At 60.0% G+C, this 23,622-nt stretch carries 23 protein-coding genes and 4 pseudogenes; 19 read left to right on the top strand and 8 right to left on the bottom strand.

Going from position 1 to position 23,622, the window contains the following annotated elements; translation table 11 throughout:
* Nucleotides 1–153 precede the first annotated feature (153 nt).
* From NKI79_RS18330 to NKI79_RS18320, 3 genes are all read right to left on the bottom strand, one after another.
* On the bottom strand, nucleotides 154–1,014 hold the full coding sequence (locus NKI79_RS18330; protein WP_352803294.1) for a DUF1259 domain-containing protein: 861 nt from the start codon (nucleotides 1,012–1,014) through the stop codon (nucleotides 154–156).
* 66 nt (nucleotides 1,015–1,080) lie between these two features.
* Nucleotides 1,081–1,308 carry a chromate resistance protein ChrB domain-containing protein gene (locus NKI79_RS18325; protein WP_023722133.1) on the bottom strand — a complete coding sequence of 76 codons (228 nt, stop codon included), beginning with the start codon at nucleotides 1,306–1,308 and terminating at the stop codon, nucleotides 1,081–1,083.
* A complete protein-coding gene (locus NKI79_RS18320) occupies nucleotides 1,305–1,550 on the bottom strand; it encodes a chromate resistance protein ChrB domain-containing protein (protein WP_023722134.1) in 246 nt (81 codons plus the stop codon). Before NKI79_RS18320 ends, NKI79_RS18325 begins: the two co-directional genes overlap by 4 nt.
* Nucleotides 1,551–1,675: 125 nt before the next feature.
* On the opposite strand from NKI79_RS18320, the gene NKI79_RS18315 reads away from it, so the two are divergent.
* From NKI79_RS18315 to NKI79_RS18305, 3 genes are all read left to right on the top strand, one after another.
* Complete coding sequence (locus tag NKI79_RS18315; RefSeq protein WP_352803291.1) at nucleotides 1,676–2,653, top strand: chromate resistance protein ChrB domain-containing protein; 978 nt, start codon at nucleotides 1,676–1,678, stop codon at nucleotides 2,651–2,653.
* A 9-nt stretch (nucleotides 2,654–2,662) separates the two neighbouring features.
* Complete coding sequence (chrA, locus tag NKI79_RS18310) at nucleotides 2,663–4,072, top strand: chromate efflux transporter (RefSeq protein WP_352466319.1); 1,410 nt, start codon at nucleotides 2,663–2,665, stop codon at nucleotides 4,070–4,072.
* Between the two features lie 81 nt (nucleotides 4,073–4,153).
* On the top strand, nucleotides 4,154–5,455 hold the full coding sequence (locus NKI79_RS18305; RefSeq protein ID WP_502896190.1) for an MFS transporter: 1,302 nt from the start codon (nucleotides 4,154–4,156) through the stop codon (nucleotides 5,453–5,455).
* Here NKI79_RS18305 and NKI79_RS18300 read toward each other — a convergent pair.
* Nucleotides 5,402–5,944, bottom strand: a complete 543-nt coding sequence (locus NKI79_RS18300; protein ID WP_352466320.1) for a hypothetical protein — start codon at nucleotides 5,942–5,944, stop codon at nucleotides 5,402–5,404. The two genes, NKI79_RS18305 and NKI79_RS18300, sit on opposite strands and share 54 nt — an antisense overlap.
* A gap of 359 nt (nucleotides 5,945–6,303) precedes the next feature.
* Nucleotides 6,304–7,374 carry an NAD/NADP octopine/nopaline dehydrogenase family protein gene (locus NKI79_RS18295; RefSeq protein WP_352803288.1) on the bottom strand — a complete coding sequence of 357 codons (1,071 nt, stop codon included), beginning with the start codon at nucleotides 7,372–7,374 and terminating at the stop codon, nucleotides 6,304–6,306.
* Between the two features lie 319 nt (nucleotides 7,375–7,693).
* Between NKI79_RS18295 and NKI79_RS18290 the strand changes: the two genes are divergently transcribed.
* Genes NKI79_RS18290 through NKI79_RS18255 form a run of 8 tightly spaced genes read left to right on the top strand, consistent with a single transcriptional unit; the run spans nucleotide 7,694 to nucleotide 14,300 of the window.
* A complete protein-coding gene (locus NKI79_RS18290; protein WP_023679362.1) occupies nucleotides 7,694–8,665 on the top strand; it encodes a LysR family transcriptional regulator in 972 nt (323 codons plus the stop codon).
* The gene (locus NKI79_RS18285) at nucleotides 8,662–10,125 is read left to right on the top strand and encodes an NAD(P)-binding domain-containing protein (RefSeq protein ID WP_352699554.1); all 1,464 of its coding nucleotides are present in this window, start codon (nucleotides 8,662–8,664) and stop codon (nucleotides 10,123–10,125) included. Before NKI79_RS18290 ends, NKI79_RS18285 begins: the two co-directional genes overlap by 4 nt.
* Nucleotides 10,122–10,604, top strand: coding sequence for a CMD domain-containing protein (locus NKI79_RS18280; protein ID WP_352622741.1), 483 nt, complete (start codon nucleotides 10,122–10,124; stop codon nucleotides 10,602–10,604). The genes NKI79_RS18285 and NKI79_RS18280 overlap by 4 nt, the downstream gene beginning before the upstream one ends.
* A complete protein-coding gene (locus tag NKI79_RS18275) occupies nucleotides 10,601–11,164 on the top strand; it encodes a peroxidase-related enzyme (RefSeq protein WP_352803285.1) in 564 nt (187 codons plus the stop codon). Before NKI79_RS18280 ends, NKI79_RS18275 begins: the two co-directional genes overlap by 4 nt.
* A gap of 56 nt (nucleotides 11,165–11,220) precedes the next feature.
* Nucleotides 11,221–11,961, top strand: a complete 741-nt coding sequence (locus NKI79_RS18270) for an amino acid ABC transporter ATP-binding protein (protein WP_352803282.1) — start codon at nucleotides 11,221–11,223, stop codon at nucleotides 11,959–11,961.
* A gap of 24 nt (nucleotides 11,962–11,985) precedes the next feature.
* Nucleotides 11,986–12,813 (top strand): transporter substrate-binding domain-containing protein, encoded by an 828-nt coding sequence (locus tag NKI79_RS18265; RefSeq protein ID WP_352803280.1) that lies wholly within the window; start codon nucleotides 11,986–11,988, stop codon nucleotides 12,811–12,813.
* A gap of 59 nt (nucleotides 12,814–12,872) precedes the next feature.
* Nucleotides 12,873–13,589 carry an amino acid ABC transporter permease gene (locus NKI79_RS18260; RefSeq protein WP_352803277.1) on the top strand — a complete coding sequence of 239 codons (717 nt, stop codon included), beginning with the start codon at nucleotides 12,873–12,875 and terminating at the stop codon, nucleotides 13,587–13,589.
* An 18-nt stretch (nucleotides 13,590–13,607) separates the two neighbouring features.
* Nucleotides 13,608–14,300: an amino acid ABC transporter permease gene (locus NKI79_RS18255; protein WP_352803274.1), complete on the top strand. Its 693-nt coding sequence runs from the start codon at nucleotides 13,608–13,610 to the stop codon at nucleotides 14,298–14,300.
* Nucleotides 14,301–14,492: 192 nt separating this feature from the next.
* Here the strand turns inward: NKI79_RS18255 and NKI79_RS18250 are convergent, their stop codons facing one another.
* Entirely contained in the window at nucleotides 14,493–14,975 is a 483-nt protein-coding gene (locus tag NKI79_RS18250; protein ID WP_352620130.1) for an Lrp/AsnC family transcriptional regulator, read from the bottom strand.
* 179 nt (nucleotides 14,976–15,154) lie between these two features.
* Between NKI79_RS18250 and NKI79_RS18245 the strand changes: the two genes are divergently transcribed.
* Both NKI79_RS18245 and NKI79_RS18240 read left to right on the top strand, forming a co-directional pair.
* Nucleotides 15,155–16,573 carry an aminotransferase class V-fold PLP-dependent enzyme gene (locus NKI79_RS18245; RefSeq protein ID WP_352803271.1) on the top strand — a complete coding sequence of 473 codons (1,419 nt, stop codon included), beginning with the start codon at nucleotides 15,155–15,157 and terminating at the stop codon, nucleotides 16,571–16,573.
* Nucleotides 16,560–17,411, top strand: a pseudogene (locus tag NKI79_RS18240) (MBL fold metallo-hydrolase); the annotation flags it as partial. The gene NKI79_RS18245 and the pseudogene NKI79_RS18240, both read left to right, overlap by 14 nt.
* A gap of 690 nt (nucleotides 17,412–18,101) precedes the next feature.
* Here the strand turns inward: NKI79_RS18240 and NKI79_RS18235 are convergent.
* A pseudogene (locus NKI79_RS18235) lies at nucleotides 18,102–18,356 on the bottom strand (IS5/IS1182 family transposase); the annotation flags it as partial.
* A gap of 727 nt (nucleotides 18,357–19,083) precedes the next feature.
* Here NKI79_RS18235 and NKI79_RS18230 point away from each other — a divergent pair.
* A pseudogene (locus tag NKI79_RS18230) lies at nucleotides 19,084–19,349 on the top strand (ABC transporter permease family protein); the annotation flags it as partial.
* 378 nt (nucleotides 19,350–19,727) lie between these two features.
* Here NKI79_RS18230 and NKI79_RS18225 read toward each other — a convergent pair.
* On the bottom strand, nucleotides 19,728–20,603 hold the full coding sequence (locus tag NKI79_RS18225) for a LysR family transcriptional regulator (protein ID WP_352620153.1): 876 nt from the start codon (nucleotides 20,601–20,603) through the stop codon (nucleotides 19,728–19,730).
* Between the two features lie 135 nt (nucleotides 20,604–20,738).
* Here NKI79_RS18225 and NKI79_RS18220 point away from each other — a divergent pair, with 135 nt between their 5' ends.
* From NKI79_RS18220 to NKI79_RS18200, 5 genes and pseudogenes are all read left to right on the top strand, one after another.
* Nucleotides 20,739–21,140: a DoxX family protein gene (locus NKI79_RS18220; RefSeq protein ID WP_352620132.1), complete on the top strand. Its 402-nt coding sequence runs from the start codon at nucleotides 20,739–20,741 to the stop codon at nucleotides 21,138–21,140.
* Nucleotides 21,112–21,845 (top strand): annotated as a pseudogene (locus NKI79_RS18215) (isochorismatase family protein). The gene NKI79_RS18220 and the pseudogene NKI79_RS18215 overlap by 29 nt, the downstream one beginning before the upstream one ends.
* Before the next feature lie 197 nt (nucleotides 21,846–22,042).
* Nucleotides 22,043–22,384: an acetoacetate decarboxylase family protein gene (locus NKI79_RS18210; RefSeq protein WP_352620133.1), complete on the top strand. Its 342-nt coding sequence runs from the start codon at nucleotides 22,043–22,045 to the stop codon at nucleotides 22,382–22,384.
* Complete coding sequence (locus tag NKI79_RS18205; RefSeq protein ID WP_352620134.1) at nucleotides 22,381–22,767, top strand: acetoacetate decarboxylase family protein; 387 nt, start codon at nucleotides 22,381–22,383, stop codon at nucleotides 22,765–22,767. Before NKI79_RS18210 ends, NKI79_RS18205 begins: the two co-directional genes overlap by 4 nt.
* A gap of 184 nt (nucleotides 22,768–22,951) precedes the next feature.
* The gene (locus NKI79_RS18200) at nucleotides 22,952–23,485 is read left to right on the top strand and encodes a cupin domain-containing protein (protein WP_352620135.1); all 534 of its coding nucleotides are present in this window, start codon (nucleotides 22,952–22,954) and stop codon (nucleotides 23,483–23,485) included.
* Nucleotides 23,486–23,622: the final 137 nt, after the last annotated feature.

Raw genomic sequence — 23,622 nt, 5'->3', positions numbered from 1 at the left:
CCTTTTGAGTCTCGTGTGCGGTGGAAAGGCGATCTCCGGCGGAATGCTGGTGGCAGAAAGACGCCCTGCCAGAGAACAATTCCCGAGGCGGCGGGAAGAAGGCCGGCGATCGCTCCGAGCCGGCCGAACTCCGCCGTTGGACGGGCCACCAATCTAGCTCTTCTTGACGGCGACCTTGTCGAGGGCTGCGCGCAGGCCTTTCGCCAGCTTCTGCACATCGTCGTTCGCCCAGAAATGCATGAAGAAGAGCCGCGGCTGCTCATCGAGCATGTGGCTATGCAGTGCGGTGATCTCGATGCCGTTGTCCTGCATGGCTTTGATAACCGGATTGACCTCCTTTGCGGTCAGCACAAAATCTCCCGTGATCGCCGCCTTGCCGCCACCTGTCGATTGGAAGTTGATCGCTATTGCCGAGCCCATGGCCGCCGGCACTTCCATTCCATTTTCCTCGACCGGCTTAGCGCGCGGGATCGTGAACTGGTAGATCGCGCCATTGGCTTTGCCCTTATAACCGATGGTTTGGTCGACACCGGCTGCGTCGAAGTCGATCTGCGGAGCGGCTTGCGGCTGGGCGCCGCCTCCCATCGGTGTTTTGCTCAGCGCCAATCCGGCATGAAGCGCTGTGGCGAGCGTAACCGGGTCGCCCTGGCCGAACACGTGCATGTAGAGCGTCATCGGCTCCGCGCGCAGCAGGTGGTTGTGCACCGCGGTGATCTCGATCCCGCCTTCTTCCAACTTCTTCATGACCGGGTTCACCTCGTCCTGCGTCAGAACGATGTCGCCCATGACCATAGTCTGATTTCCCATGGGTTCGAACGCGACCCAGCCTCCGAGCGCAAAGCCGGGTTTCAGGGCCACGCCGTCGAGCGACACCTTCAGGTCCGTTCGTGGCAAGCCCACTCGATAGACGCCATCAGGCGTCTCTGCTCCGGATTTGCCGAGCGCCTTTGCGATTGTTTGCCAATCGGGTGCCGCCGATGCCGGTTGGAGCAGCGCCGACATCGCGATCAGCATTGCTCCGGTCACGAGTTTTGCATGCATGGGGTTTCTCCTTGTGATCTGCCCCCATTGCCCAATTCGTCATGCGGCTGCTGGCTTCGTGGCGGGAGGCCAGCTGTGCGTTTCCGCTTTGCGGCCCGAAGCCCACGCGTAGAGCGCGTCATAGATGACGAAGCCGTGGTTCAGCACCTCATGGTCGTCGGGCGTCAGGTCCCGCAGACCCATGGAGATCGCCAGCAACCCGGCCGATTGCGGCGTCAGGTCATGCCGGTCGGTGTCGGCACCGCGCACGATCGCGGCAATGGTCACGATCGCCGGGTGCGCTCGAGGCCGTATTTCGAGACGAAGGTGTCGACACTGCAGCCGTCGCCGACATGCGTGAATTCGACGCCGGGCACGTCATACGGCGTAGCGCCCGTCTCCTGTGCAACCCGGATCACCTGATCGGGTGGCACGAACAGGAATTCGGACTCCTTGTCGATGAAGCGGGCGATCAGCCAGGGGCAGGCAATGCGGTCGATGACCGGACGTTCGCGGGTAACCCATTTCACGGCCTTGTCTCCCTTGATTTGGCAACAAGCCCAGGCGGCCCACTGCCATAAGGAGGTCAACGCTACGCCCGAATGTGAAATGATACAAGTGTTGCATTTATTTGTGCACGTGATACGGTTCACTTATGAGTGAGGGGGAAACGACGGAACAGCGCTGGCTGCTCCTTATCCATCGGCTGCCGAGCAAGCCGGCCTATTTCCGGGTGAAGATCTGGCGGCGGCTGCAAGGCATCGGCGCGGTCGCGGTAAAAAGCACCGTCTATGCACTGCCGGCCAATGCCGAGACGCAGGAGGATTTCGAGTGGCTCCTGAAGGAGATCGTCGCGGGTGGTGGCGAGGCGATGGTGTGCGAGGCGCGTCTCGTCGACGGATTGTCGGATGCCGAGGTCCAAGCGCTCTTCGATGCGGCGCGTGATGCCGACTATGCGGAGATCGCCAAGGAAGCGCGTGGTCTCGCCGCCGAGATCGGCGCGAACGCCACGCCGGAAAAGCGTGCGGAGACACGGTCGCAGCTCGGCCGAATACGCAAGCGGCTCGCCGAGGTGGACACGATCGACTTCTTCGGCGCCACAGGTCGCCTCGCGGTCGAGGGTTTGCTCGGCGAGCTCGAGACGCATCTCGTGGAGGACCGGCCCATGACCGAGGAGTCAAAGGCGACTGAGCCGATTACTGACCTCAAGGGCCGGATCTGGGTGACACGCCGCGACGTGCACGTCGACCGGATGGCCTGCAGCTGGCTAATCCGCCGCTTCATTGATCCAGACGCCGTCATCCGCTTTGTCCCGGGCAAGAGCTATGCGGCAAAACCGGGAGAGCTGCGCTTTGATATGTTTGACGGTGAGGTCACCCATGAGGGCGACCGCTGCAGCTTCGAGGTGCTGCTCACCCGGGCCGGGCTTGACGACCCGGCGCTGCAGGCCATCGCCGAGATCGTCCATGATATCGACCTCAAGGACGGCAAGTTCGGGCGCGACGAGACGACGGGCATTGCCAGCCTAATCGCGGGCATCGCCATGACGAATAAGGGCGACGAGCAGCGGATCGCGCAGGGCGGCCCGGTCTTCGACAATCTCTACCAGTATTTCCGCCAGAAGCGCGGGTGAGGGGAACCAATGACCAGCGTCCATGCCGTCCATCCGAATGCGCTGGGGGATGAACCTTCGCATTGCATCCCCTTCCGCGAAGCAGTGCGGGTCTGGGCGCGAGTCGCTGCGTTGAGTTTTGGTGGCCCGGCCGGCCAGATCGCGGTAATGCATCGCATCCTCGTTGAGGAGAAGCGCTGGATCGGCGAGACGCGGTTCCTGCATGCGCTGAACTACTGCATGCTGCTGCCAGGACCGGAGGCCCAGCAGCTCGCCGTCTACATCGGGTGGCTCCTGCATAAAACCCGAGGCGGGCTCGTGGCCGGCACGCTGTTCGTACTGCCGGGCGTCATCGCCATCATGGCGCTGAGCTGGATCTATGCGATTTTAGGCAATGTCGGCGCGGTGCAGGCGCTTTTCTTCGGCCTGAAGGCCGCTGTCCTCGCCATCGTGCTCGAGGCGGTTATCCGGGTCGGCAAGCGAGCGCTCAAGAACAAGGTCATGACAGGCCTCGCCGCCGCCGCCTTTATCGGGCTCTTCCTGTTCCATCTCCCGTTCCCGCTCATTGTCCTGACGGCCGGAGTGATCGGGTACGTCGGCGGGCGGGCCGGGCTGGCAGCGTTCATGGCGGGCAACGGCCATGGCAAGGTCGGCGGCAAGCAGGTCGCCGACGCGGAATCGGCGCTCGGCGAAGGCATTCCTGCCCATGCTCGCCCGCCGGTCAGCTGGTCGTTGAAGATCGGAGGTGTGTTTCTGGTGCTATGGCTGGCACCTGTCCTCGGCCTTTTCGTGCTGTTCGGGTCCGGCAATGTCTTCGCCGATATCGCGGTCTTTTTCTCGAAGATGGCGGTCGTGACCTTCGGAGGCGCCTACGCCGTCCTCGCTTACGTGGCGCAGCAGGCTGTCGATACATATGGCTGGCTGAAGCCAGGCGAGATGCTGGACGGCCTCGGCATGGCGGAGACGACGCCTGGCCCCTTGATCATGGTGACGCAGTTCGTCGGGTTCATGGGCGCGTATCGAGCGCCGGGATCGCTTAATCCGCTGCTCGCTGGAACGTTGGGCGGCCTGCTCACCACCTGGGTCACCTTCACACCTTGCTTCCTCTGGATATTTGTCGGTGCGCCGTTCGTGGAAACGTTGCGCAGCAACAAGGCCTTGTCCGCCGCGCTGGCAACCATAACGGCAGCCGTGGTGGGCGTGATCCTGAACCTGGCGGTGTGGTTCGCGCTTCACGTTCTGTTTGGAGCACTGCGCGAGGTCAAAGGGTTCGGCATGACGGTCGATGTGCCCGCATTCAGCTCCGTCAACGTCCCGTCCCTCGTCCTGACATTGGGTGCGCTGCTAGCGGTGTTTCGCTTCAAGATCGGCATGCTCCCGGTGCTCGTCGGCTGTTCGATCCTCGGGCTGCTCTACGGGATGGCAACGGGAGCGATCTAACCCGTGCAGCCAGCGCCGCTTACCAGTGGTGAGGAGGCATTGTTGACGTTACAGTGGCTCGCGCACGGTTTGCGCAAAGCTATTTCGAAGCGGCGCTTCAGGCTCCTTCCTGCCGGTGCTGAGCCGACTGCTGCGAACCTGCTGATATCAAGGGGACTGCGGGCGTTCGGTGACGGTCTGGTCAGCATCCTGCTTCCCGCCTATCTGGCCACGCTCGGCTTCGACGCCTTCGAGATCGGAACCCTGTCGACGGCGACGCTCGCGGGCTCAGCCGTCCTCACCCTGGCTGTTGGGATCGTCGCGCACCGCTTCTCCCGTCGAGCGCTGCTGACCGCAGCGGCTGTCCTGATGATAGCAACGGGGGTGGTCTTCGCTGTCGTTCACGACTTCTGGCCGCTGCTTCTCATCGCGTTCGTCGGCACGCTGAACCCATCTTCAGGGGACGTCAGCGTGTTTCTACCGCTCGAACATGCGCAGCTTGCGCAGAGCGTCACCGACCGCGACCGCACGGCGCTCTTTGCGCGCTACAGCCTCATCGGCTCTCTCGCCGGCGCCGTCGGAGCGCTGGCCGCAGGAGCGCCCGACTTTCTCCGCGACGCCATCGGCCTGGAAATGAAGCAGGCCCTCCAGGCAGCTTTTCTATTTTATGCCTCACTTGGGTTGGCGGCGGTGCTCCTCTATCGGCGGCTGCCGAGTGACGCGCCTGATGCAGGCAAAGTGTCGGCACAGCCATTGCGCAGGTCTCGCTCCATCGTTCTGTCACTCGCAGCGCTCTTCAGCCTCGACGCTTTCGCAGGCGGCTTCATCGTCCAATCGTTGTTGGCCCTCTGGCTCTTTCAACGGTTCGGCCTGTCGCTGGCCGCGACCGGCGCAATCTTCTTCTGGACGGGTGTCCTTTCGGCTGCGTCCTATTTGGTCGCTGTGCGAATTTCCCAGCAGATCGGACTCATAAACACGATGGTGTTTACGCACCTTCCGTCGAGCCTCTGTCTGGTGCTCATCCCGTTCATGCCGAGCGTCGCTCCGGCTATCGCTCTTCTGCTGATTAGAAGCGCGCTGTCGCAGATGGACGTGCCGACCCGCACATCGTACGTCATGGCCGTGGTGACGCCCGAAGAGCGGGCTGCCGCGGCGAGCATCACCGCCGTCCCCCGCAGCCTCGCGGCGGCCGCCAGTCCGGTCCTCGCAGGGGCTCTCCTTGCCGTCTCCAGCTTTGGCTGGCCCCTGATCATCGCCGGTGGGCTGAAAATTATCTACGACCTTCTGCTGCTCGCGACATTTCGCAGTGTTCGCCCTCCAGAGGAGCACGGGGGCGGGAGGAATGACATGTCAGTCGGCCATGATCGAACTGGCAACGACGCGCGGGTTTCCTGGTGGCGTTGAAGGCAGGACCACCAGCCGGACAAATTGCTTACGTCCGCCGGCAACGAGGATGTAGAGACGCGAGAACTCCTCCGTATCGCGATCTTCGGCAATCTTCTCGGCATCCGTACGGGTGAAGAAACTCTTCCGAAATGCCTCTTGATCGATATCGGGAAATGCCAGCGTACACGTCTGCACCGGTTTGCCGCTCATCGTTGCCTTGGTGGTGCCGATGATGGTTCCTGCTGGCAATCCTTCCTCCGCTTCGGCCACCAGCCATGCCTCCAATGAGGTTGGATTAGCGATTGGCGCGAGTTCGGCGAAGCCTGCTTCGGCAATAAGTGTCCACCTGCGTTCGTGCGCGGTCTCTATCATGCGCTCGAAATTGGGACCCTCGGCCAGACAGGTACGGTGAAATTGTTCGACAGCCTGATCCGCATCACTGGCGGCCTGCGCCGGTGACATCGTCAGACCCAAGATGGTCCCTGCCCACGTTAGAAATCGGAACATGTCTATCTCGCGTAGCTGATTGTGGACGAACCACTTATCCTGAACGGGCTACGACACTCGTTGTTCCGGACTGTCGGCGCCTGCATGGCCGGTATCTTGATGGAGGCGCGAAGCGCCTGCGCAGTTGATGCAATGTTCAGGCATCTGGCAACTGATGGAACCATGCCGCACTGGGTTTCGATGACGGACCCTGCTACAGACCCACTCACACCGCCGGGCGGGACCATTTGATCTCGTGCTGAGTTCCTGGAGACATCTCCCGGCGCTCGCCGAGGAACCTGCATGTCGTGCTCGCCGGCAACCAGCCCCGGTGGTTTTTCGGGCACTTGGCCTATGTCCCAGTCCACTGTGGAAACTTGTTAAAATCCCTTACGGCAAAGGTTTTCGAGGTCCGCTTTTGCCATTCCCTCGAAGCCCAGCGCGGGAAGAATATCATTATCTCCCTTAAGATCGCGACCGTAAGCCGCCGAGAATATGGCAATTCCAGATTCATGGAGAATCGCTGAATTTCCGCTGATCTTCCCCAACAAAACGGTCGGCAGCAGCCCGAACGGAACGTCCTCGAGGATATAGCGGCTTTCGATGGTTGACGGGCCGAAGCCGCCGCGGCCTTGGCGATCCATCTCCTGGTTCATTTCCGAAACGGTGGCCATGGGGACGTGAAACGACAATGAAAAATGCTCTTCAACTGTGCGCACGGCAATTCCAAAACGGGCGGCGATCGCCAATCGTTCCGCGTCCAGAGCCTCGATAAAGCGGCCGACAGCCGGGGTGACGTTTCCGGCCTGGCTCCACTGTTCTCCCTTCTCCATGCGTGTGAGATTAAGAAGAGCGATCCCAAGATGGTTCTGCGGATTGAGGTTGCTGAGCGCGATAGCAAGCATGCCGTCGCGCTTGACGAAACGATCGCCGAACAAGCTCGTGCAAAGCTCGAACCCTTGGTCCTGAGCACTGAAAGGCAGCGTCGCGACATCCAGTTTCTGGCGAACGGTTGCAACATCGATTTCAGTCGGTCCGAGCTGGCGGCCGGTCACGAGCGTTGTGCCCCAGACGACGATCGGCAGGCTGACCTTGCGCTTTGCCAGTTGCTTGGAGAGATACAGCGCCCCGAAAGAACTATGCGAGCTGATGATGACCGGTACACCCTCGCTCAGATAAGGAGTGGCAGCATCCATCACCATCTTGTGGCCGTAAGCCGGCAGCGCGATCATCACCACGTCCGCATTGGCAATGGCATCTTTACAATCCTTGGCGATACGCACCGACACCGTTGCCTCGATAGCGCCCGTAGCCGTTAGCGATTCGCCGGTGGCCAGTGCCTTGGTGCGCTCTCCCGACGGCGACCAAAGCATTGGATCGTGCCCCGCCTCCGCCAAGTAGGCAGCAAGGCCGTAAGCAATTGCGCCGGCCCCCAGAATACTCACCCTCATAGGATTTCTCCTGTTCCAGTCTTTATGTATCGCAGCGCGGCGACCGCCATTGCATGCACGCCCAGCAGGCAGGCACAACTCGATCGAAACCTATCGCTTCCTTGAGCCTGGCTACCCATGAAATCGTCATCCATGGGGTTCAGCTGGAACGCGTTCGAGCCACACGGCCGAGACGGCCGGCGACGCTCTGTGGGCTTGCGAATCATTCCGACCGTACGGCGAATCACCGAGGCGTCTCCGGCCATATTATTTCCGCCTTGACATATATCAAATCCGCATGAGACGATCTTATCCATACACAACGCGCATGTAGGCGTAAATGGAAACACGAGATCTACAGGCCTTTCTTGCTGTTGCTGCCAGTGGCAGCATCACCAAGGCTGCCGAGATGCTCGGGTGTTCCCAGCCTTCGGTGACACGCACCATTCAGGATCTCGAGGCGGAGCTCGGCTTCGAATTGCTGCACCGTGTCGGTCGGCGGGTGCAGTTGTCCGAGGAGGGTGTGGCCTTCGAGGAGGAGGCGCGGCGCTTGCTGATGTCCTTCACCGAGCTAGCGGCGCGGGCCAAGATGATTGCCGCCGGCAAAGGTCGGATTCTGCAAATCGTTGCGACCTCTGCGATCGGAACTGGCTTGATCCCGACGGCTATGGCCGAGCTCAACGGTGTCGAGCTTCCAGACGAGACGCATCTCGGGCAGTTTCTCCCCTCGATCGTCGCGCAGGAAGTGCGCAGCGGACGTGCCGAGATCGGGTTTTCGAGCTTGCCGCTCGATACGCCCGGTCTGGATGTCCTGAGGCTCTATTCGGCGCCTGATGTTGCTGCCGTGCGGGAGGACGATCCGCTGGCTGAACTTGACGTCATACCGCTTTCCGCTTTTGCCGGTCGCCGCGTCGCCACATTGCTCAACCCCCTACGTTTCCAGTTGCATGTCTCCAAGGCATTGGCGGCCAGGGGCATCGACACCGGGCCAGTGATCCGGACGAATACAGCATATGGCGCGTTGCAGATCGTTCGGCGGACTGGCGTTGCGGCTGTCATCGATCCTCTCACCGCCTATGGCGTGGCCTTGCCCGGGGTCGTCATTCGCCCGATCGACGTGACCGTTCTTTTCTATTGGGGCGTTGTGGCTGCCGAGAAACGCCCCCTCCGTCCAGTCGCGCAGGCGTTGATGGATGCGGTCGAGGCGGTGGCTGAACGGTCGATCGTCGGCTTCAAGAAACTAGATCCGACCCTCGCTGGCCAATTGGTGAACGATCCTGCATCCGGCACAAATCACGGAACGGGAATATGAAGCATACCCCCGCCGCGCCAACGCCGACAGGTCTTGCTGCGCTCGAAGCACAGCTCGCGCAAGATCTCGACTTTCTCGAACTGCCCGCCAAGCCATGGGTTCCCGCGCGTTCGCACGATGGCGTGCCGGTCCGTGATGTCGTGGTGATCGGCGCCGGCATGTGCGGACTTGCTGGCACGGCAAAGCTGGTGCTGACCGGGATAACCAATGTCGTGGCCTATGATGCGGCTCCGGCCGGGTTCGAAGGACCATGGGTGACCTTTGCCCGCATGCAAACGCTCCGGTCGCCGAAAACCCTGCACGGTCCGTCGCTCGGCCTGCCGCAATTGACGTTCCGCGCCTGGTTCACGGCTCAATGGGGCATTGAGGCCTGGTGGTCGCTGGACAAAATCCCCAAGGGCCAGTGGATGGATTACCTGGTCTGGTATCGCAAGGTTCTCGGCCTGCCGGTCCGCAACAGCGTGCGGATGACCGGACTGGCACCTGTTGGAGATCTGATTGCGATCGATATAGAAGGCGCGGAAACGGGCCGGGTTCTCACCCGTCGTCTCGTTCTGGCCACCGGTCGGTCCGGTTTGGGCGGTTTTGCCGTGCCCGATTTCCTCAGCGGCATCGATCGCGCCTATTGGGCCCATTCTGCCGACGACATCGACTTCGACACGCTGAAAGGCAAGCGTGTCGCTGTCATCGGCGCTGGTGCCTCGTCCATGGACAATGCCGCAACGGCACTCGAGGCGGGAGTCGGCTCTGTTGACATGTTGATCCGGCGCAAGGAAATGCCGCGCATTAACAAGCTGACCGGCATTGGCAGCCCGGGTGTTGTACTCGGCATGCATCACTTGCCCGATGCCTGGAAGTGGAAATTCTTCGATTATACCGCCTCGACCCAGACACCGCCGCCGCGTTCATCGACACTCCGCGTGTCTCGCCACCCCAATGCTCGGTTCCTTCTTGACTGCGGCATAGTTGCGGTGAAGGAGGAGGCAGGGACCCTGCTGGTGGAAACCACGCAGGGGCCGATTCGCTACGACTTCCTGATCGCGGCAACCGGCTTTTCAAATGACTTCAGCGGCCGCCCGGAATTTGCGGCGATCGCCCCACATATCCGCACCTGGTCGGATGGCCGATATAGGCCGGATATGGGGCCGGCTCGTGCAGGCATGTCGGACGCGCCGGATCTCGGTCCCGCCTTCGAGTTTCGCGAACGCGTCCCCGGCTCCTGCCCGATGCTGGCGCATATCCACTGCTTCAACGACGCCGCCATGCTGACCCACGGCAAGGTCTCCGGCGACATCCCAGCCGTCAGCGCCGGGGCCGACCGTCTGGTCCGCGGCATTGCCGCATCGCTGTTTGCCGAAGATGTCGAAACCCACTTCGCCAATCTGATCGCTTACGACATCCCGGAACTTCTGGGGGACGAATGGGTCGATTCAACGTTGCATAAGGAGGCCGCACTGTGATCGACGCCATGGATAAGGCCGCGGGGATTTCCCCGGACGATGCTCTTTTCACCGCGCGTCGGTTTCGGCCCGAATTCGTTCAAGGGGCGGAGGAATGTCGCCTCTCAGTCCTACAGCCGGCAAACGATCAGGGGCTAGCGCCGAATTTGAGGGTTGCTCTGGCCCATCGCATGGCCGCTCTGAATGCTGATCCAGTCCTGATGGCCGAATATGATGTGCAACTGGCTCAGCTTGGTTCGACGGAGCAGCTTCTGGCCTTGGCCCGCGGGGAAAAGGATCTGGAGGAACCGTTGGCGACCATCGCCAGGCATGTCGACCTGATCACGCTGACACCGAAAAGGGCGGAGGCGAGCCACATCGCCCTGCTCGCCAAAGCCGGGTTGAACAATCCGCAGATCGTCGCGCTCTCCGAACTGATTGCCTTCATCAACTTCCAGACGCGGGTGGCGACGGGCTTAAGACTGATGAGGTCGGCATGATTTCCTCGGTGCGCCTGAAGCCGCTGAACTGGCAGCCATACATCGCGCCGGTCGAGCTGTCGGGGGCCACGCCGGAACAGCTCGATGCGATGAAGGTTACGCCCTCCGCCAAGAAAGTTTCGGAATATGTACGGACCCTTGTGCATGATCCGGAAAGCTATCTTGCCCGCACGATTCTGTTCAACGCGATCATGTATGTCGAAGGCGGGCTTGCCCGTCCCGACCGCGAACTTGGCGCATTGGGTGCCTCGATCGTCAATGGCTGCAAATTCTGCGCCGTGGTTCACGCCCGCCGCCATGCAGAGCTGACCAAGAGCGACGAAGTGGTCACCGCGCTCTACCTCGACAAACCCGAAAAGCTTGGGCTGCGCGATGCGGCGATCTACAGCTTTGCCCGCCGGCTGTCGGCGGCGCCGTCGGAAGCGACGGCAGACGATATCGCCTCGCTGCGATCCGTCGGCATGAATGATGCCGAGATCATCGACCTTATCCACGCCATAGCGATCTTCGGCTGGGCGAACCGGCTGATGCACGTTCTCGGCCATGCGGAGAGCGGGTGATGATATCACATGCGGTCAAGGCACTCCTTCCCACACTCTGAAGGGAACCAACCAGAATGCTTGAACTCAAAGATATAAAGCTGTCCTACGGAAGCACGCAGGTCCTGAACGGCGTCAATCTCTCGGTAAAGCGAGGTGACGTTGTGTCGATCATCGGCCCCAGCGGCACCGGCAAGACCACCCTGCTGAAATGCATCAACTATCTGGTTAAGCCTGCATCTGGAACCATCGCGTTCGACCAGATTCTGATGGATTACCAGCGCGCCGACAAGGCAGCCATCCAGGCGATCCGGCTCCGGACAGCGATGGTCTTTCAGCAATTCAACGTCTTCAAGAACATGACAGTCCTCCAGAACGTGATGGATCCGCTTGTCGTCGTGCAGCGCAAGTCCGCGGACGAGGCGCGTGAAATCGCGCTGCGAGAGCTTGACCGGGTCGGCCTCTCAGCGAAGCGGGACAGCTATCCGTCCCAGCTGTCGGGCGGCCAGCTCCAACGCACCGGCATCGCGCGTGCGCTGGCGGTTCGTCCCGACGTGATGCTCTTCGATGAGCCCACGTCATCGCTGGATCCTGAACTGGTCGGTGAAGTCCTGAAGGTGATCAAGGATGTCACGTCGTCCGGGATCACTTCGCTGCTTGTGACCCACGAGATGCAATTCGCAAAGAACATCTCTAACCGGATCGTCTTCATGGATCGTGGCGTGATTGCCGCCGATGGCAGTCCAACTGAGATCTTCGATGCGCCATCCAGCCCACGACTTGCTCAATTCCTGCAGTCAGAACTCGCTTTTCAATAGCTCAACAAGAAGGGAACCAAAGAAATGTCTGCAATCACATCCAGTTTCTCCCGTCGCGCTGCCCTGGCTGTTGCCGGCGGCATCGCAATTGCCCTTGCAACCGCAGGGATCAGCTATGGTCAGACCGTTCGCACGATCAAGATCGCGACGTCTGCCGAATCCAAGCCGCTGGCATGGGGCGCGATCGGCGTCGAGCCGCAAGGCTATGAGCCCGATCTTCTGAGAGCGATCAACGCAAAGCTCCCGCAGTACAAGTTTGAAATGGAAGGTGTTTCGGATATCGCGCAGGAAACCGGCCTGGCCACGGGCAAATACGACATCGCGGTCGGTGGCTACTACAAGTCGCCTGAGCGCGCCAAGCAGTTCTTCATTCCGGAAAACCCCATGGGCGCCAGCCTGATGAAGATCTACAGCAAAAAGGGCAGCGGCATCAAGGAAATGAAAGATCTGGTCGGCAAGAGGATCGTCCCGACCACGGCTGGCGGCGGAACCTACAAGTTCATCATGAACTGGCAAAAAGAAAATCCGCAATACAAGCTTGACGTGACGGCATCGAGCGCCGGAATCCCGTATCCAAACCGTTTGGATGAGGTTCAGAACGGCAAGTTCGACGCGCTGGTCCTGCCTTCAAATCTTGGTGAGCAGACCGTCATCGATGAAAAGAAGCTCGACATCGTGGCGTCCGAACCAGTCTTCACCAACAACACCTATATGCTTATTCACAAGTCAGATGAAAACAAGGTTCTGGTCGATGACGTGAACAAAGTTCTCAAGGAGTTGAAAGACGACGGTACGATCGAAAAGCTCTCGCAGAAGTGGTTTGGCGAAGGCATCGTCAAGTATATGAAATGATGCGATCTGAGTAGATATCGTCAGCGGCAAGTCTGAATTGCAAGAAGGAGTGTTTTAAAGTGGATGTTTCTGCTATGATTCCCGAGTTGCTCTCGGCATTGCCGCTGACGCTCGCTATCACGTTTACCCCCATGTTGGTCGGCTTTTGCTTGGCGCTCGTTGCGACAACATTGCGGATTCGCAGGATACCAGTGGTCAGCCACCTCACCGACCTCTACGTGTCCTATGCCCGCAGCGTTCCCGTCGTCCTCCAGTTGTTCGTCGCGTTCTACGGGCTCCCCCTATTGGTGGCCCTGTTCGGCTCCGCAGATTTCTTCTCGCCGACGATCGCTGCGATGGTCGGATTGAGCTTTTACCATGGCGGCTATCTGTCGGAAGTCCTTCGGCCCGCATACCTAGCCGTCGATCGCGGCCAGCATGATGCGGCCGACAGTCTAGGATATACCTTTCGCCAGAAGATCACCCGCATCGTGGGCCCGCAAGCGGTGCACTTCGCGTTGCCCGGCTATGGAAATTCCATCATCTACCTGATCCATAACGTTGCGCTGGTCATGTACATTGGGGCGGCCGACGTGATGGCGACCGCGCACTTGATCATGGAGCGCGACTATAACCAGTACCAGTTCGAAACATACCTCGTCCTGGCCGTCATCTATGCGCTGATGTGCCTGATTGCCTGGTTCATCGTGCACTTGTTCGAGCTTCGCTCGCCGATGCAGGCGCCCGAGGCCACGACAACAGCTCAGATCAAGAACGCGGCCATCGCCAGCGTCTGACCTAAAGGGTATTAACCCATGTTCGATACCGAAATTTTGCTCCAGGACACCCAGGAAATTCTGGGCGCCGTACCTGTAACGCTTGGAATGGCGCTGACGATTTTCGTCTTGTCGACGCTAGTCGGCAGCATTTTTGCACTCGTCGAATATAGACGAGTCCCGGTGCTGCGAGAGCTCATCATGGCTTACAAGATCGTCTTCAAGGGCGTTCCGATGGTCATCGTGATTTTCCTCGCCTATTTCGGTCTGCCCCCGGCATTCCAGTTCCTGCTCTCGTTGCTCGGGATCAACTTCAACGCCCACGAAACACCCAACTCGGTTATCCTTGTTATCGCAGTGACAGGCTGTATCGCTGCGTTCCAATCGGAGATTATAAAGGGAGCCCTGAATGCCTTTGACACAGGTCAGTCAGACGCCGCCCATTCGCTTGGCTATACGAACGGCCAATTGTTCCGACGGATTCTGTTTCCCCAGGTGGCCCTCACGGCAATTCCCGACCTGACAACCTCGATGATGGTCATCATGAAGGCGCTTTCTCTCGGATTCGCCATCGAGGTTGTCGATATCTTCGCCCAGTCCCAGTTGACCGCCGCGCTGAACTATTACTACCTCGAAGCCTTCGTGATTGCCGTCGTGATCTACATGGTGATTGCCTATATCGTCACCCAGATTGCCGACAGGCTGGAGCAAGCCCTTAGGGTGCGGACCTGAGCGAAGCGTCGTCAGGACCCGCGCATCAAGGCCGGAGGAGCTCAAGGCTCAGTTGAGGCCTGCAAACAGCTGATGGGCGAACGCTCTGCCAGACCTGCGGGCTCTTGCAAAAAAATCGACACCTCACCCTGGTGAGCCACGGCCGAAGGCTTGGCGACGATGAAGGCGAAGCGCCCTACAGCGGGCGCCGCCTCATCGCAGATTGGTCAGATCCACTGGACGATTGTTGATGATCGCTTCCATGGAAAAGAAGCCTGTCACCGTAGCCAGGTCGAAGTTCGTGATCAGTTTCTGGTAGAATGCATCGTAGCCGGACATGCCTTGTGTCACGACCTTGATCAGGTAGTCCCAATCCCCTCCGATCCGATAGAAATCGATCACCTCCGGTAGCCGTTCGACATGGGTACGGAACGCCTCACTCCACTCCTTGGAATGGTGGCGAGTGCGGACCATTACGAAAACCGTCAGATCGAGCCCCAGGGCGCGGAGATCGATACTGCTGTGAGACCCGCGGATAAGACCTAGCGACTGGAGGCGCTGGATCCGCCGCCAGCACGCATTCTGGGACAGGCCGACCCGCTCCGCCAAATCTCGCTGCGAAAGGCTTGCGTCGATCTGCACGGCCGTCAAGATCTTCATATCAAATGCATCGATTTTCACGCGATCTTCGATCATTTGACACGGTCTCGGCGCAAAATTGCAGGAAATAGGTGAATTTTCCGACCGTGGAGCAGGCTACAATCTGAGTCAATATCCGAGCCGGGAGACTGACCGTGCAAGCTGCTCATCCAACGACAAGGCAGACCGAGACCCCTCTGTCAAAGTTCCGCCAGGGGCTGAAGAAAAAGGCTGACATGACCGCCGACCTTCGGGATGGGCTTGTGGGATCGACGGCGAAAATCGTGGGTCCCTACGGGCTAAAGGACCTCGTGTACGCCGACTATGTCGCGTCAGGCCGCGCGCTCCATCAGATCGAGCGCTTTGTGCTTGACGAGGTCCTGCCGTACTACGCGAACAGCCACACAGAAGCCTCGTATTGCGGAGGCTTCATGACCCGCATGCGTCGGGAAGCGCGCGCCCTGATCGGTCAATTCTGCGGGGCCACCGAACGGCATGCTGTGATCTTCACCGGCTCCGGCGCTACGTCGGGGATCAACCGCCTCGTAAAGCTATTGGGCGTCGCTGAAGCCGTGGCAGCGGGGAAGCGCCCTCGGATCATTATCGGTCCTTATGAGCATCACTCCAACATTCTGCCCTGGCGCGAGAGCGGAGCAGAGATCATTGAAGTCGCGGAAGATCCGTCTGGCGGGCCGGACCTGTCTCACCTCAAAGACGCCCTTTCGGACCGGTCGCCAAGTCTCACGATATCCGCGATGTCCGCGGCCTCGAACGTCACGGGCATCACCAGCGATGTCGCGGCCATCACCGCGATCGTGAAGGCCGCCGGCGCAAAGATGATCTGGGATTATGCGGGCGCAGGTCCGTACCTGCCGATTTCCATGTCGCCCGCCCCTGATGCCGAGATCGACGCGATCGTTGTTTCGCCTCACAAGTTCCTCGGGGGGCCCGGCGCCTCCGGCATCTTGATCGTTCGACGCGACGGACCTTCCACGAAAACGCCGTCGTGGCCAGGTGGCGGGACGGTGAAGTTTGTCTCCCCGAAGACACACGATTACAGCGACAGCCTGGAATCGCGCGAGGAAGCCGGCACGCCCAACGTGATCGGCGACATCCGAGCTGCGCTGGCCTTCATCGTCAAGGATGCAATCGGACTTGACGCGATGACAGCGCGCAATCGCGAGCTGGCGCGGCGTGCTTTTCGCGCATGGAAAGCCCTGCCGCGGCTGGAGCTCCTCGGTCTATCGGATCCTGAGCGGCTTCCGATCTTTTCCTTCCGGGTCAAAAACGGAAAGGACGGCTACGTCCACCAGCAGTTGATCACGCGCATGCTAAGCGACCGGTTCGGAATTCAGGCGCGCGGTGGCTGCGCCTGCACCGGCCCGTATGTTCACAGACTGCTGTCGATCGACGACGAACAGTCCGAGGAAATCAGGCAAGCCATTCTCTCCGGCGACGAAATGAAAAAGCCGGGATTCACCCGGCTGAATTTCAGCGTTCTGCTGCCGGACGAGAAGGTGCAGTTCATACTCGATGCCGTGGCGCAGATTGCGTCCGACGCAACGGACTTCGAGCGTGACTACGACCTCGACCCTGGCCGGGCGATCTTTTTCCCGCGAGCCGCAGTCGAGGGCATCGCCCATGCAGCAGCCTGAAGTCGTCGGCTTCTACGATGCACGGACGGGCAGCATCCAATATGTCGTTGCATGCCCGAGTTCGCGAAGATGCGCCATCGTCGACCCGGTGCTCGATTTCGACGAAAAGTCTGGCTCGACAGCAACGACAAATGCGGACGCGATCAGCGGCTACATCCGCAATTTGAAGCTCGAGTGGATCCTGGACACCCATCCGCATGCGGATCACTTTTCGGCCGCGCGCTATCTCAAGGCGAAAACCGGCGTGCCGACAGCGATCGGCGGGCGCGTGAAGCAAGTGCAGCGGATCTGGCAACGGATCTATAACTTCTCGGATCTCCCGTGTGACGGCTCACAATGGGATCGGCTGTTTTGCGACGGCGAGACCTTCAACATCGGCGAGCTGGAAGCGCGCGTCACGCACTCGCCAGGACACACCTTGGCGTCGATAAGCTATGTCATCGGCGATGCAGCGTTCATTCACGACACACTTTTCATGCCCGATAGCGGCTCCGCCCGTGCAGATTTTCCAGGCGGCAGCGCAGCTGATCTGTGGCAGTCCATCCAGGACATTTTGAGCTTACCCGGCGAGACCCGTCTCTTTACCGGTCACGACTACAGGCCGGGAGGGCGCCAGGCTCTGTGGGAGAGTTCGGTGGCGGAGCAGAAAGAGAAAAACCAGCACGTCGCCGGTCAATCTCGGAGTGCGTTCATCAGGCTTCGAGAGGCGCGAGACAGGGCATTGCCGATGCCAAGGCTCATGTTGCATGCCCTCCAGGTCAATATTCGCGGAGGAGAGCTGCCTCAGGTCGAGGAAAATGGCCTGCGTTATCTGAAAATCCCGCTCAACGCGCTGCCGCATCGCCGGATTAGCGACGAATTGGATGGCTCTCTCCAGCAGTTCCTGCGCGCGATCGCTTCAGGATCACTGATCGGATGTACGCTCGGTCCGATTGGCTGAGGCGAGTCGATCCTCGCCACGCCCTATTGATGTACGTCCTCGGGATCAGCAATCCTCGGAAGTGATCGCGGTAAGCAATTGCAGTGGCGCGTCTGCAACACTATTATCGATCGGAGGGGATATCTCGGATGTGGGATAGGATCATAAAGCTTCGGATATCGAGCCACACCTGGGAGGTAATTCTTTTGGGGACGAAAAGCTTGAGGCGAAGCTCAAGTAGCCGATGTATGTACTGGTGATTTGGCGCGATTCCAGTCGACTAGAGCAATTTGATAGGTGCTCCAGACAGGCCGGAACTACCGAAGGCTGATCGCGGCTTTCATGTTCCTCGCGCGCAACTAAATAGCCGGATTTGGCGCTCCTAACTCGTTCCCATGGCCGGCACAGTTGACTGCGGGCGACCCGGGCAGCGATCATAGCGATCGCCCACCAAAATCACCGCTTGTTCTCCCTTAGCGCTCTTGGTGTTTCAACGCGATGCCCTCAAACATAGATGCGACCGGTCTTGCCGCATTAAGGCGCGGACGTCTAAGTTACACGACGCGAATGCCAGTCCTATCCTTTCCACATCGTCGAGCGGAGAAGAGCCACCTCAAAGCCCTTGGCCGCGCCGGAGCGCTTGATAATTTCGATGGTCCATGTGCCGAGATTGGCCAGAGCCTGCGACAGTTTTTCTCCGGCATAGGCGCCGTCGGCGAACAGATGGCGTAACCAGGGATAAAGCCGTCGAATGGAGGCGCTGACGCCGACTGCCCCATCCCTGTCCTGGATGTTAGCCGTGTGCACCGTCAGCCCGACCAAGTGTCCCTCGGTGTCGGTAATGATGTGGCGCTTGCGGCCTTTGAATCAGAGCGATGGCCCCGCCGAAGAGCGCTGGCAAGAATGACACCTGGATCAGGTCCACAATCGGGATCAGGACGACGCCGACTGCCAGCCAGACCAAGAGGTAGGGAAACATGAACAGCAAACTTGCGTGCTACCGCGGAGGCCCAATGGTCTGCTGCCAAACATGGGCCAACGGCGCCGCCAGCAGCGGGGCCATCATCCCCATCAGCATAGCGCACCACGATAACGCGACCAGCGTCAGGTCACCCCTGCAACCGCCGCTTCAGCCCTAGCCGTAAGCGCCTGCGCGAATGTTCCCCTTAAACAAAGATCAGGTGTTGTGGGAACCATCTTTGACCAGACCATAAAAGCCCAGCCCAGCAGCGTGACGGACAGCAAGGGCCGTGGCAGTCGACGAAGCAAAATCCAAATGGCACTAACGACCCGCATGTTATCGTCCTGACAGTAAATTCGTCGCTAGAAACAGAAGCTTTTTGGCACTGGGAATATCAGTTCATCGATGGCACTCACGGAGTTGCCGTGATCGGCAAACAAGGCCCGCGCGTTTCCTCGAATGGAAGGCATAAACCCCATCCGAGAATTGCCGGCGTTACAGAGAAATTTAGATGATCAACTATACTTAAAGTTAAGCTAGCTACAATAGAAATTTGAGCGGCCAGTATCCGGCACCTCCGTTTCTCACTAGGAGGTTCCACCAATTGGAGCCGCATCTGCCATCGTCGGCCAATTGTTCCGACGGATTCTGTTTCCTCAGGTGGCTCTCACGCAATTCCCGACCTGACAACCTCGATGATGGTCATCATGAAGGCGCTTTCACTCGGATTTGCCATCGAGGTCGTCGATATATTCGCCCAGTCCCAGCTGACCGCCGCGCTGAACTTCTACTACCTCGAAGCCTTCGTAATTGCCGTCGTGATCTATATGGTTATTGCCTATATCGTCACACAGATTGCCGATCGGCTGGAGCAAGCCCTTAGGGTACGGACCTGAGCGAAGCGTCGTCGGAACCCGCGCAGCAAGGGCGCGGTGGCGGCGTCTTCCTCGCCTCCGATGCCTGAAGGTTTTATCAACGGCCGTACGCTCTACGTCTACGTCTGCGGCGGCATCACCGCATCGCCGTGACATTGGACTCGCATGAGTGATGCGAAATGTAGCGTTGGGCCCCTATGTCGCCCGATTCCTGACAGCTCTTGCCATCCAAGAACTTTAGATGAAGCGGAAGATCGGCAACTGCTTTTCGTCCTGAACACTCTGGAGACGCCTGTTGCAGTGCCGGCGATACTGTCGGGAGCTGACTTGTAATCGGCGCGCCGGTGGAGGCCGCGATCAATCTCGATGCTCACGGGTGCGCCTTGGTTCGCCTTTACCCTATCCCGGCGCCGAGCCGAAATGTTGGATCATCAGTTCGGTGAGCACCCGGATTTTCCGCGCCGGGTGCTGTCCCGGCGGTCGGACGACATATATGCCGGCCTCAGGAAACTGATAGCGTGTCATCACCGGCACCAAGGCGCCGGAAGCCAAATGGTCCTCGGTCAGGAAATCCGGCAGCGCGGCGATCCCTAGGCCCGCCACTGCCGCGGCGACGAGCGCGACGCCGTTGTCCGCCTTGAACCGTCCCTGCGGGTGAGCGGTAACAGTCTTGTCTGCGTCGATAAGTTGCCAAGCTTCCGTACCCTGCAACACGGCTTGGTGCATCGGAAGGTCGTCAAGCGTCTCTGGAGCTCCATGCTCCTTGATGTAATCCGGACTCGCGACGAGCCTTCCGTGGATAGGTCCTATGCGACGCGCGATCAGGTTGGAGTCGACGAGATAGCCGACACGTACGGCGCAGTCGAAACCCTCTCCGACAAGATCGACGAAGCGATCACTGTAAGACGCATGCACGCTCAGCAGCGGGTGGCGCTTCGCAAGTTCTGCAAACACCGGCGCCAGATGTGTTGTTCCGAAGGAGAGCGGCGCTGCGATCCGCAGGCGCCCGCGTAGCTCGCCAGCGGGCAAGATGGTCTCCCGCGCGACGTCGATCTCGGTGCAGACACGGGCCGCGTGGTCGCGGAACGTGACGCCGGCTTCGGTCAGCGCGGCGCCCCGGGTGGTCCGTGCGAGAAGCTGCACACCAAGTTCCGCTTCCAGCCGGAACAGCCGCCGGCTGACGATGGATTTGGAGACCCCGAGCCGGCGGGCGGCCGGCGAGACGCCGCCAGCATCGGCCACTTCGACAAATGTTTGCAGGTCCTCAAGGTCCAACATGAGCGTTCCACTTTTCGCGACACAGCTTGGCTTGGTGTAACACTACCACATCGCCTTCTGGAACGATATGTGTGGATTGGTGGAGGCCGATGGGCCTCTGACCACCCTTTTCAGACAGCGCAGGTATCACGAATGCAAAATCAAACCACGACACTTGCGGCTGCCGGCCGTGTGCTGATCGCCGTTCTGTTTCTTCTGAGCGGCCTCGGCAAGATCGCGGCCCCCGCGATGGCACAAGGCTATATCGCCTCGGCGGGTCTTCCGGCACCGCTTCTCGGCTACCTGATCGCGATCATCGTCGAGGTCGGAGGCGGGGTGTTGCTCGTGATTGGATATCAGACACGGATCATCGCCCTGGTCCTGGCGGGCTTTAGCGTGGCGGCCGCGTTGGCGTTTCACCATGATCTCGCGGACCAGAACCAACTGATCCATTTCCTCAAGAACATCGCTATTGCCGGTGGTCTGCTTCAGGTCGCTGCCTTCGGCGCGGGCTCGTTAAGCCTGGATGCCCGCCGGACCCAGCCCGTGCATTGAAGCAAACCAGCCGATGATTTGGGACGACCGGGCATCAGCAAACCCGGTCGCGTGTCCTACTCATGCCCAGACAAAGGAAATCGTTATGAGTGAAGCCCACGGTGTCTGGACTGCGGAACAGGTCGCGCTCATCCTGATCGACTATCAGAAAGAGATGTTGGAGAACGTGAAGTCCGAGACGACACCGGACGAGATCGATCTGAACGTCCGGTTTCTGATCAGGGCCGCCAAAGCTTTCAACATCCCTGTGGTGCTGAGCACGGTCGGCGTTGAGATGGGCGTGAACGGTCCGACCCGAGCTTCGATCAGGGACGAACTGTGCGACGTCGAAGTCATCGACCGAAGCTCGATGGATGCCTGGGAAGATGCCGCATTCCGGGCCGCTGTCGAAAAGACGGGCAGAAGAGGCTGATCTTCGGCGCGCTCTACACCGAGATCTGTCTGGCATTCCCGGTCATCGACGCAATGGACGATGGCTACGAAGCCATGTTCGTCGTCGACGCGGTTGGCGGCATGTCACAGCTCGCCCACCGCACCGCGATCGAACGCCTGACGGCAGCCGGTGCGGTCCCGAATACGTCTCTCGCGCTGGTCACCGAGCTGTTCCGCGATTGGAAGTCGGCGCTCGCCGACCCGGCCCGGGACGTCATCAAGTGGTACATGCCCGAGGCTCAGAAGCTCGCAAGGCCGCAGCGTTTTCCCTGACGAGATGCGCCATGACTGGCTGCTGATGGCGAGTTGCGGGCGCCACGCAGTGATCGCCTCGCAGGCAGCCTCGGCTCTCTGAATGACGCCCCCCGGGGCTCGCTTCTCGATGCAGGCTCGGCTTGGGGACCGGAAACTTGGCGGAAGGAGCGACGTGACAATGCGTGGCAAACTGACTCGGGATCCTGGCACAAACGATGCCAGTACATACAGACCCTCTGAGTTTCACAAACGCGTCGTTCAGGGGCGTGAACCAGGTGACGTTCAGCTATCGGACGAATGCGGAGGCGGCGGCGGCGTTGCTGCCTGCCGACCTGGAAATCGAACAAGACACCAAAGTGTCGGTGACGTTCCTGTCCTACGGGTTCAGCAGCGTCGGTCCGTTCTGGGAATACATCCACATCATCCACGCGCGTTTCCGCGGCGAAGAGGTCGGATTTGTTCCGCACATCTTCATTTCGAACGAACGAGGAATGCTCGCCGGGCGGGAGAGAGAGAGGGGTATCCGAAGCTGCTGGGCGAGATCGATTTCGACATGAACCAGTCCAATGTGTACGGGCTGGTCACGGGCCGGTTGTCGCGACCGGCCGACGTTGTGCTGGCGCAAGGGATTTTCCGCCCCAGCCAATTGGTCGGCGAAATCAGTGCGGACAATCCGCAGGTCGTCAAGGCGTTCGGATTGCGGGTCATCGGCTCGGCGGTTCCCGGCGGTCCCCTGGCCGTGTGCGAATTCGTGCGGTCGGCACTGGAGTTTTACGCTGGGGAAATCTGGTCCGGGGACGGCTCGCTGATGTTTACCGGAGCTTCGGCGTTCTCTGCGGTGCATCAACTGCCGATCGCCGGAGCCGTAGAGGCTACCGCGTTTTACAATTCCGCGTTCCGGCTGCGCCGGCCCATCGAAACATATCCATTCGACGCGTGATGCAGCGCCGAAGGCGAAGACCTGTTAAGCTCGCCCCGTCGACACCCGTTTGTAGGTCTTCAAGGTCCAACATTAGCGTTCCGCGTTTCGCGACACAGCTTGACCAACAGCAGGGCTACCGCATCGCACCGTCGGAGCGATACCACTCAACATTAAGCGCCTCGCTTCCACCGGAGGAGCAGCAATGACGGAGACGAGAAGAGACGTCCTTGCGCTTAGCGCGCGTGGAGCATTGAGCGCCGCTCTGCCGTTTGATGCGGCATTCGGTCAAACTCAAGAGCTGCCAAATCAGAGAACAAATGTGGGGAGCAATCCGATGCCTGGTAGATTCGTTATCGCGAATGAAGCCCAGCTCAAGGTCGATGACTTTGGATCGTCCCGGCGGCTCAGCGATCCGCCCAGTACGGGCGCCAAGCAACTCACGGTGATCGAGGTCAATTTCGATCCGGGCAAAGGACACAGTTTCCACAAGCATCCCGACCAAGAAGAGGTGGTGCTTGTCCTTGCCGGGCAGGTCGAGCAGTGGATCGATCGTGAGAAGCGCATCCTCGGTCCCGGCGATTCCGCCTTCATCCCGGCAGATGTCGTGCACGCCTCGTTCAATACCGGCGACCAGCCCGCGAAGATCGCCGCAATCCTCGGACCCTCCGTCAGACCGACAGGGTACGAGGTGGTCGATGTCTCCAGCGATGCACCGTGGAATACGCTGCGGAAGTAAAAAGCCGCGGACGAAACGACGGATCATGCGATCCGGTTCTGGCCTTCTTGGCTTCAGTGCAGTCGATGCCGTTGGGAGACATACGAGGCGCCGCACGCGGGTGATCATGGCCGTGGGCGGGAAGCGGAAAGCGAGCG

The organism is Mesorhizobium sp. M0340, assembly GCF_040321535.1.
Classification (GTDB): domain Bacteria; phylum Pseudomonadota; class Alphaproteobacteria; order Rhizobiales; family Rhizobiaceae; genus Mesorhizobium.
The sequence above is the reverse complement of the archived record's forward strand: the minus strand, read 5'-3'. Positions and strand labels throughout refer to the sequence as shown.

Coding starts and splice junctions, on each gene's coding strand:
- NKI79_RS18300 (WP_352466320.1), bottom strand. CDS start 5,944: ATGTTCCGATTTCTAACGTGGGCAGGGACCATCTTGGGTCTGACGATG.
- NKI79_RS18265 (WP_352803280.1), top strand. CDS start 11,986: ATGTCTGCAATCACATCCAGTTTCTCCCGTCGCGCTGCCCTGGCTGTT.
- chrA (WP_352466319.1), top strand. CDS start 2,663: ATGACCAGCGTCCATGCCGTCCATCCGAATGCGCTGGGGGATGAACCT.
- NKI79_RS18200 (WP_352620135.1), top strand. CDS start 22,952: ATGACGGAGACGAGAAGAGACGTCCTTGCGCTTAGCGCGCGTGGAGCA.
- NKI79_RS18250 (WP_352620130.1), bottom strand. CDS start 14,975: ATGATCGAAGATCGCGTGAAAATCGATGCATTTGATATGAAGATCTTG.
- NKI79_RS18255 (WP_352803274.1), top strand. CDS start 13,608: ATGTTCGATACCGAAATTTTGCTCCAGGACACCCAGGAAATTCTGGGC.
- NKI79_RS18275 (WP_352803285.1), top strand. CDS start 10,601: ATGATTTCCTCGGTGCGCCTGAAGCCGCTGAACTGGCAGCCATACATC.
- NKI79_RS18210 (WP_352620133.1), top strand. CDS start 22,043: ATGCCAGTACATACAGACCCTCTGAGTTTCACAAACGCGTCGTTCAGG.
- NKI79_RS18285 (WP_352699554.1), top strand. CDS start 8,662: ATGAAGCATACCCCCGCCGCGCCAACGCCGACAGGTCTTGCTGCGCTC.
- NKI79_RS18220 (WP_352620132.1), top strand. CDS start 20,739: ATGCAAAATCAAACCACGACACTTGCGGCTGCCGGCCGTGTGCTGATC.
- NKI79_RS18330 (WP_352803294.1), bottom strand. CDS start 1,014: ATGCTGATCGCGATGTCGGCGCTGCTCCAACCGGCATCGGCGGCACCC.
- NKI79_RS18290 (WP_023679362.1), top strand. CDS start 7,694: ATGGAAACACGAGATCTACAGGCCTTTCTTGCTGTTGCTGCCAGTGGC.
- NKI79_RS18205 (WP_352620134.1), top strand. CDS start 22,381: ATGAACCAGTCCAATGTGTACGGGCTGGTCACGGGCCGGTTGTCGCGA.
- NKI79_RS18315 (WP_352803291.1), top strand. CDS start 1,676: ATGAGTGAGGGGGAAACGACGGAACAGCGCTGGCTGCTCCTTATCCAT.
- NKI79_RS18270 (WP_352803282.1), top strand. CDS start 11,221: ATGCTTGAACTCAAAGATATAAAGCTGTCCTACGGAAGCACGCAGGTC.
- NKI79_RS18295 (WP_352803288.1), bottom strand. CDS start 7,374: ATGAGGGTGAGTATTCTGGGGGCCGGCGCAATTGCTTACGGCCTTGCT.
- NKI79_RS18245 (WP_352803271.1), top strand. CDS start 15,155: ATGACCGCCGACCTTCGGGATGGGCTTGTGGGATCGACGGCGAAAATC.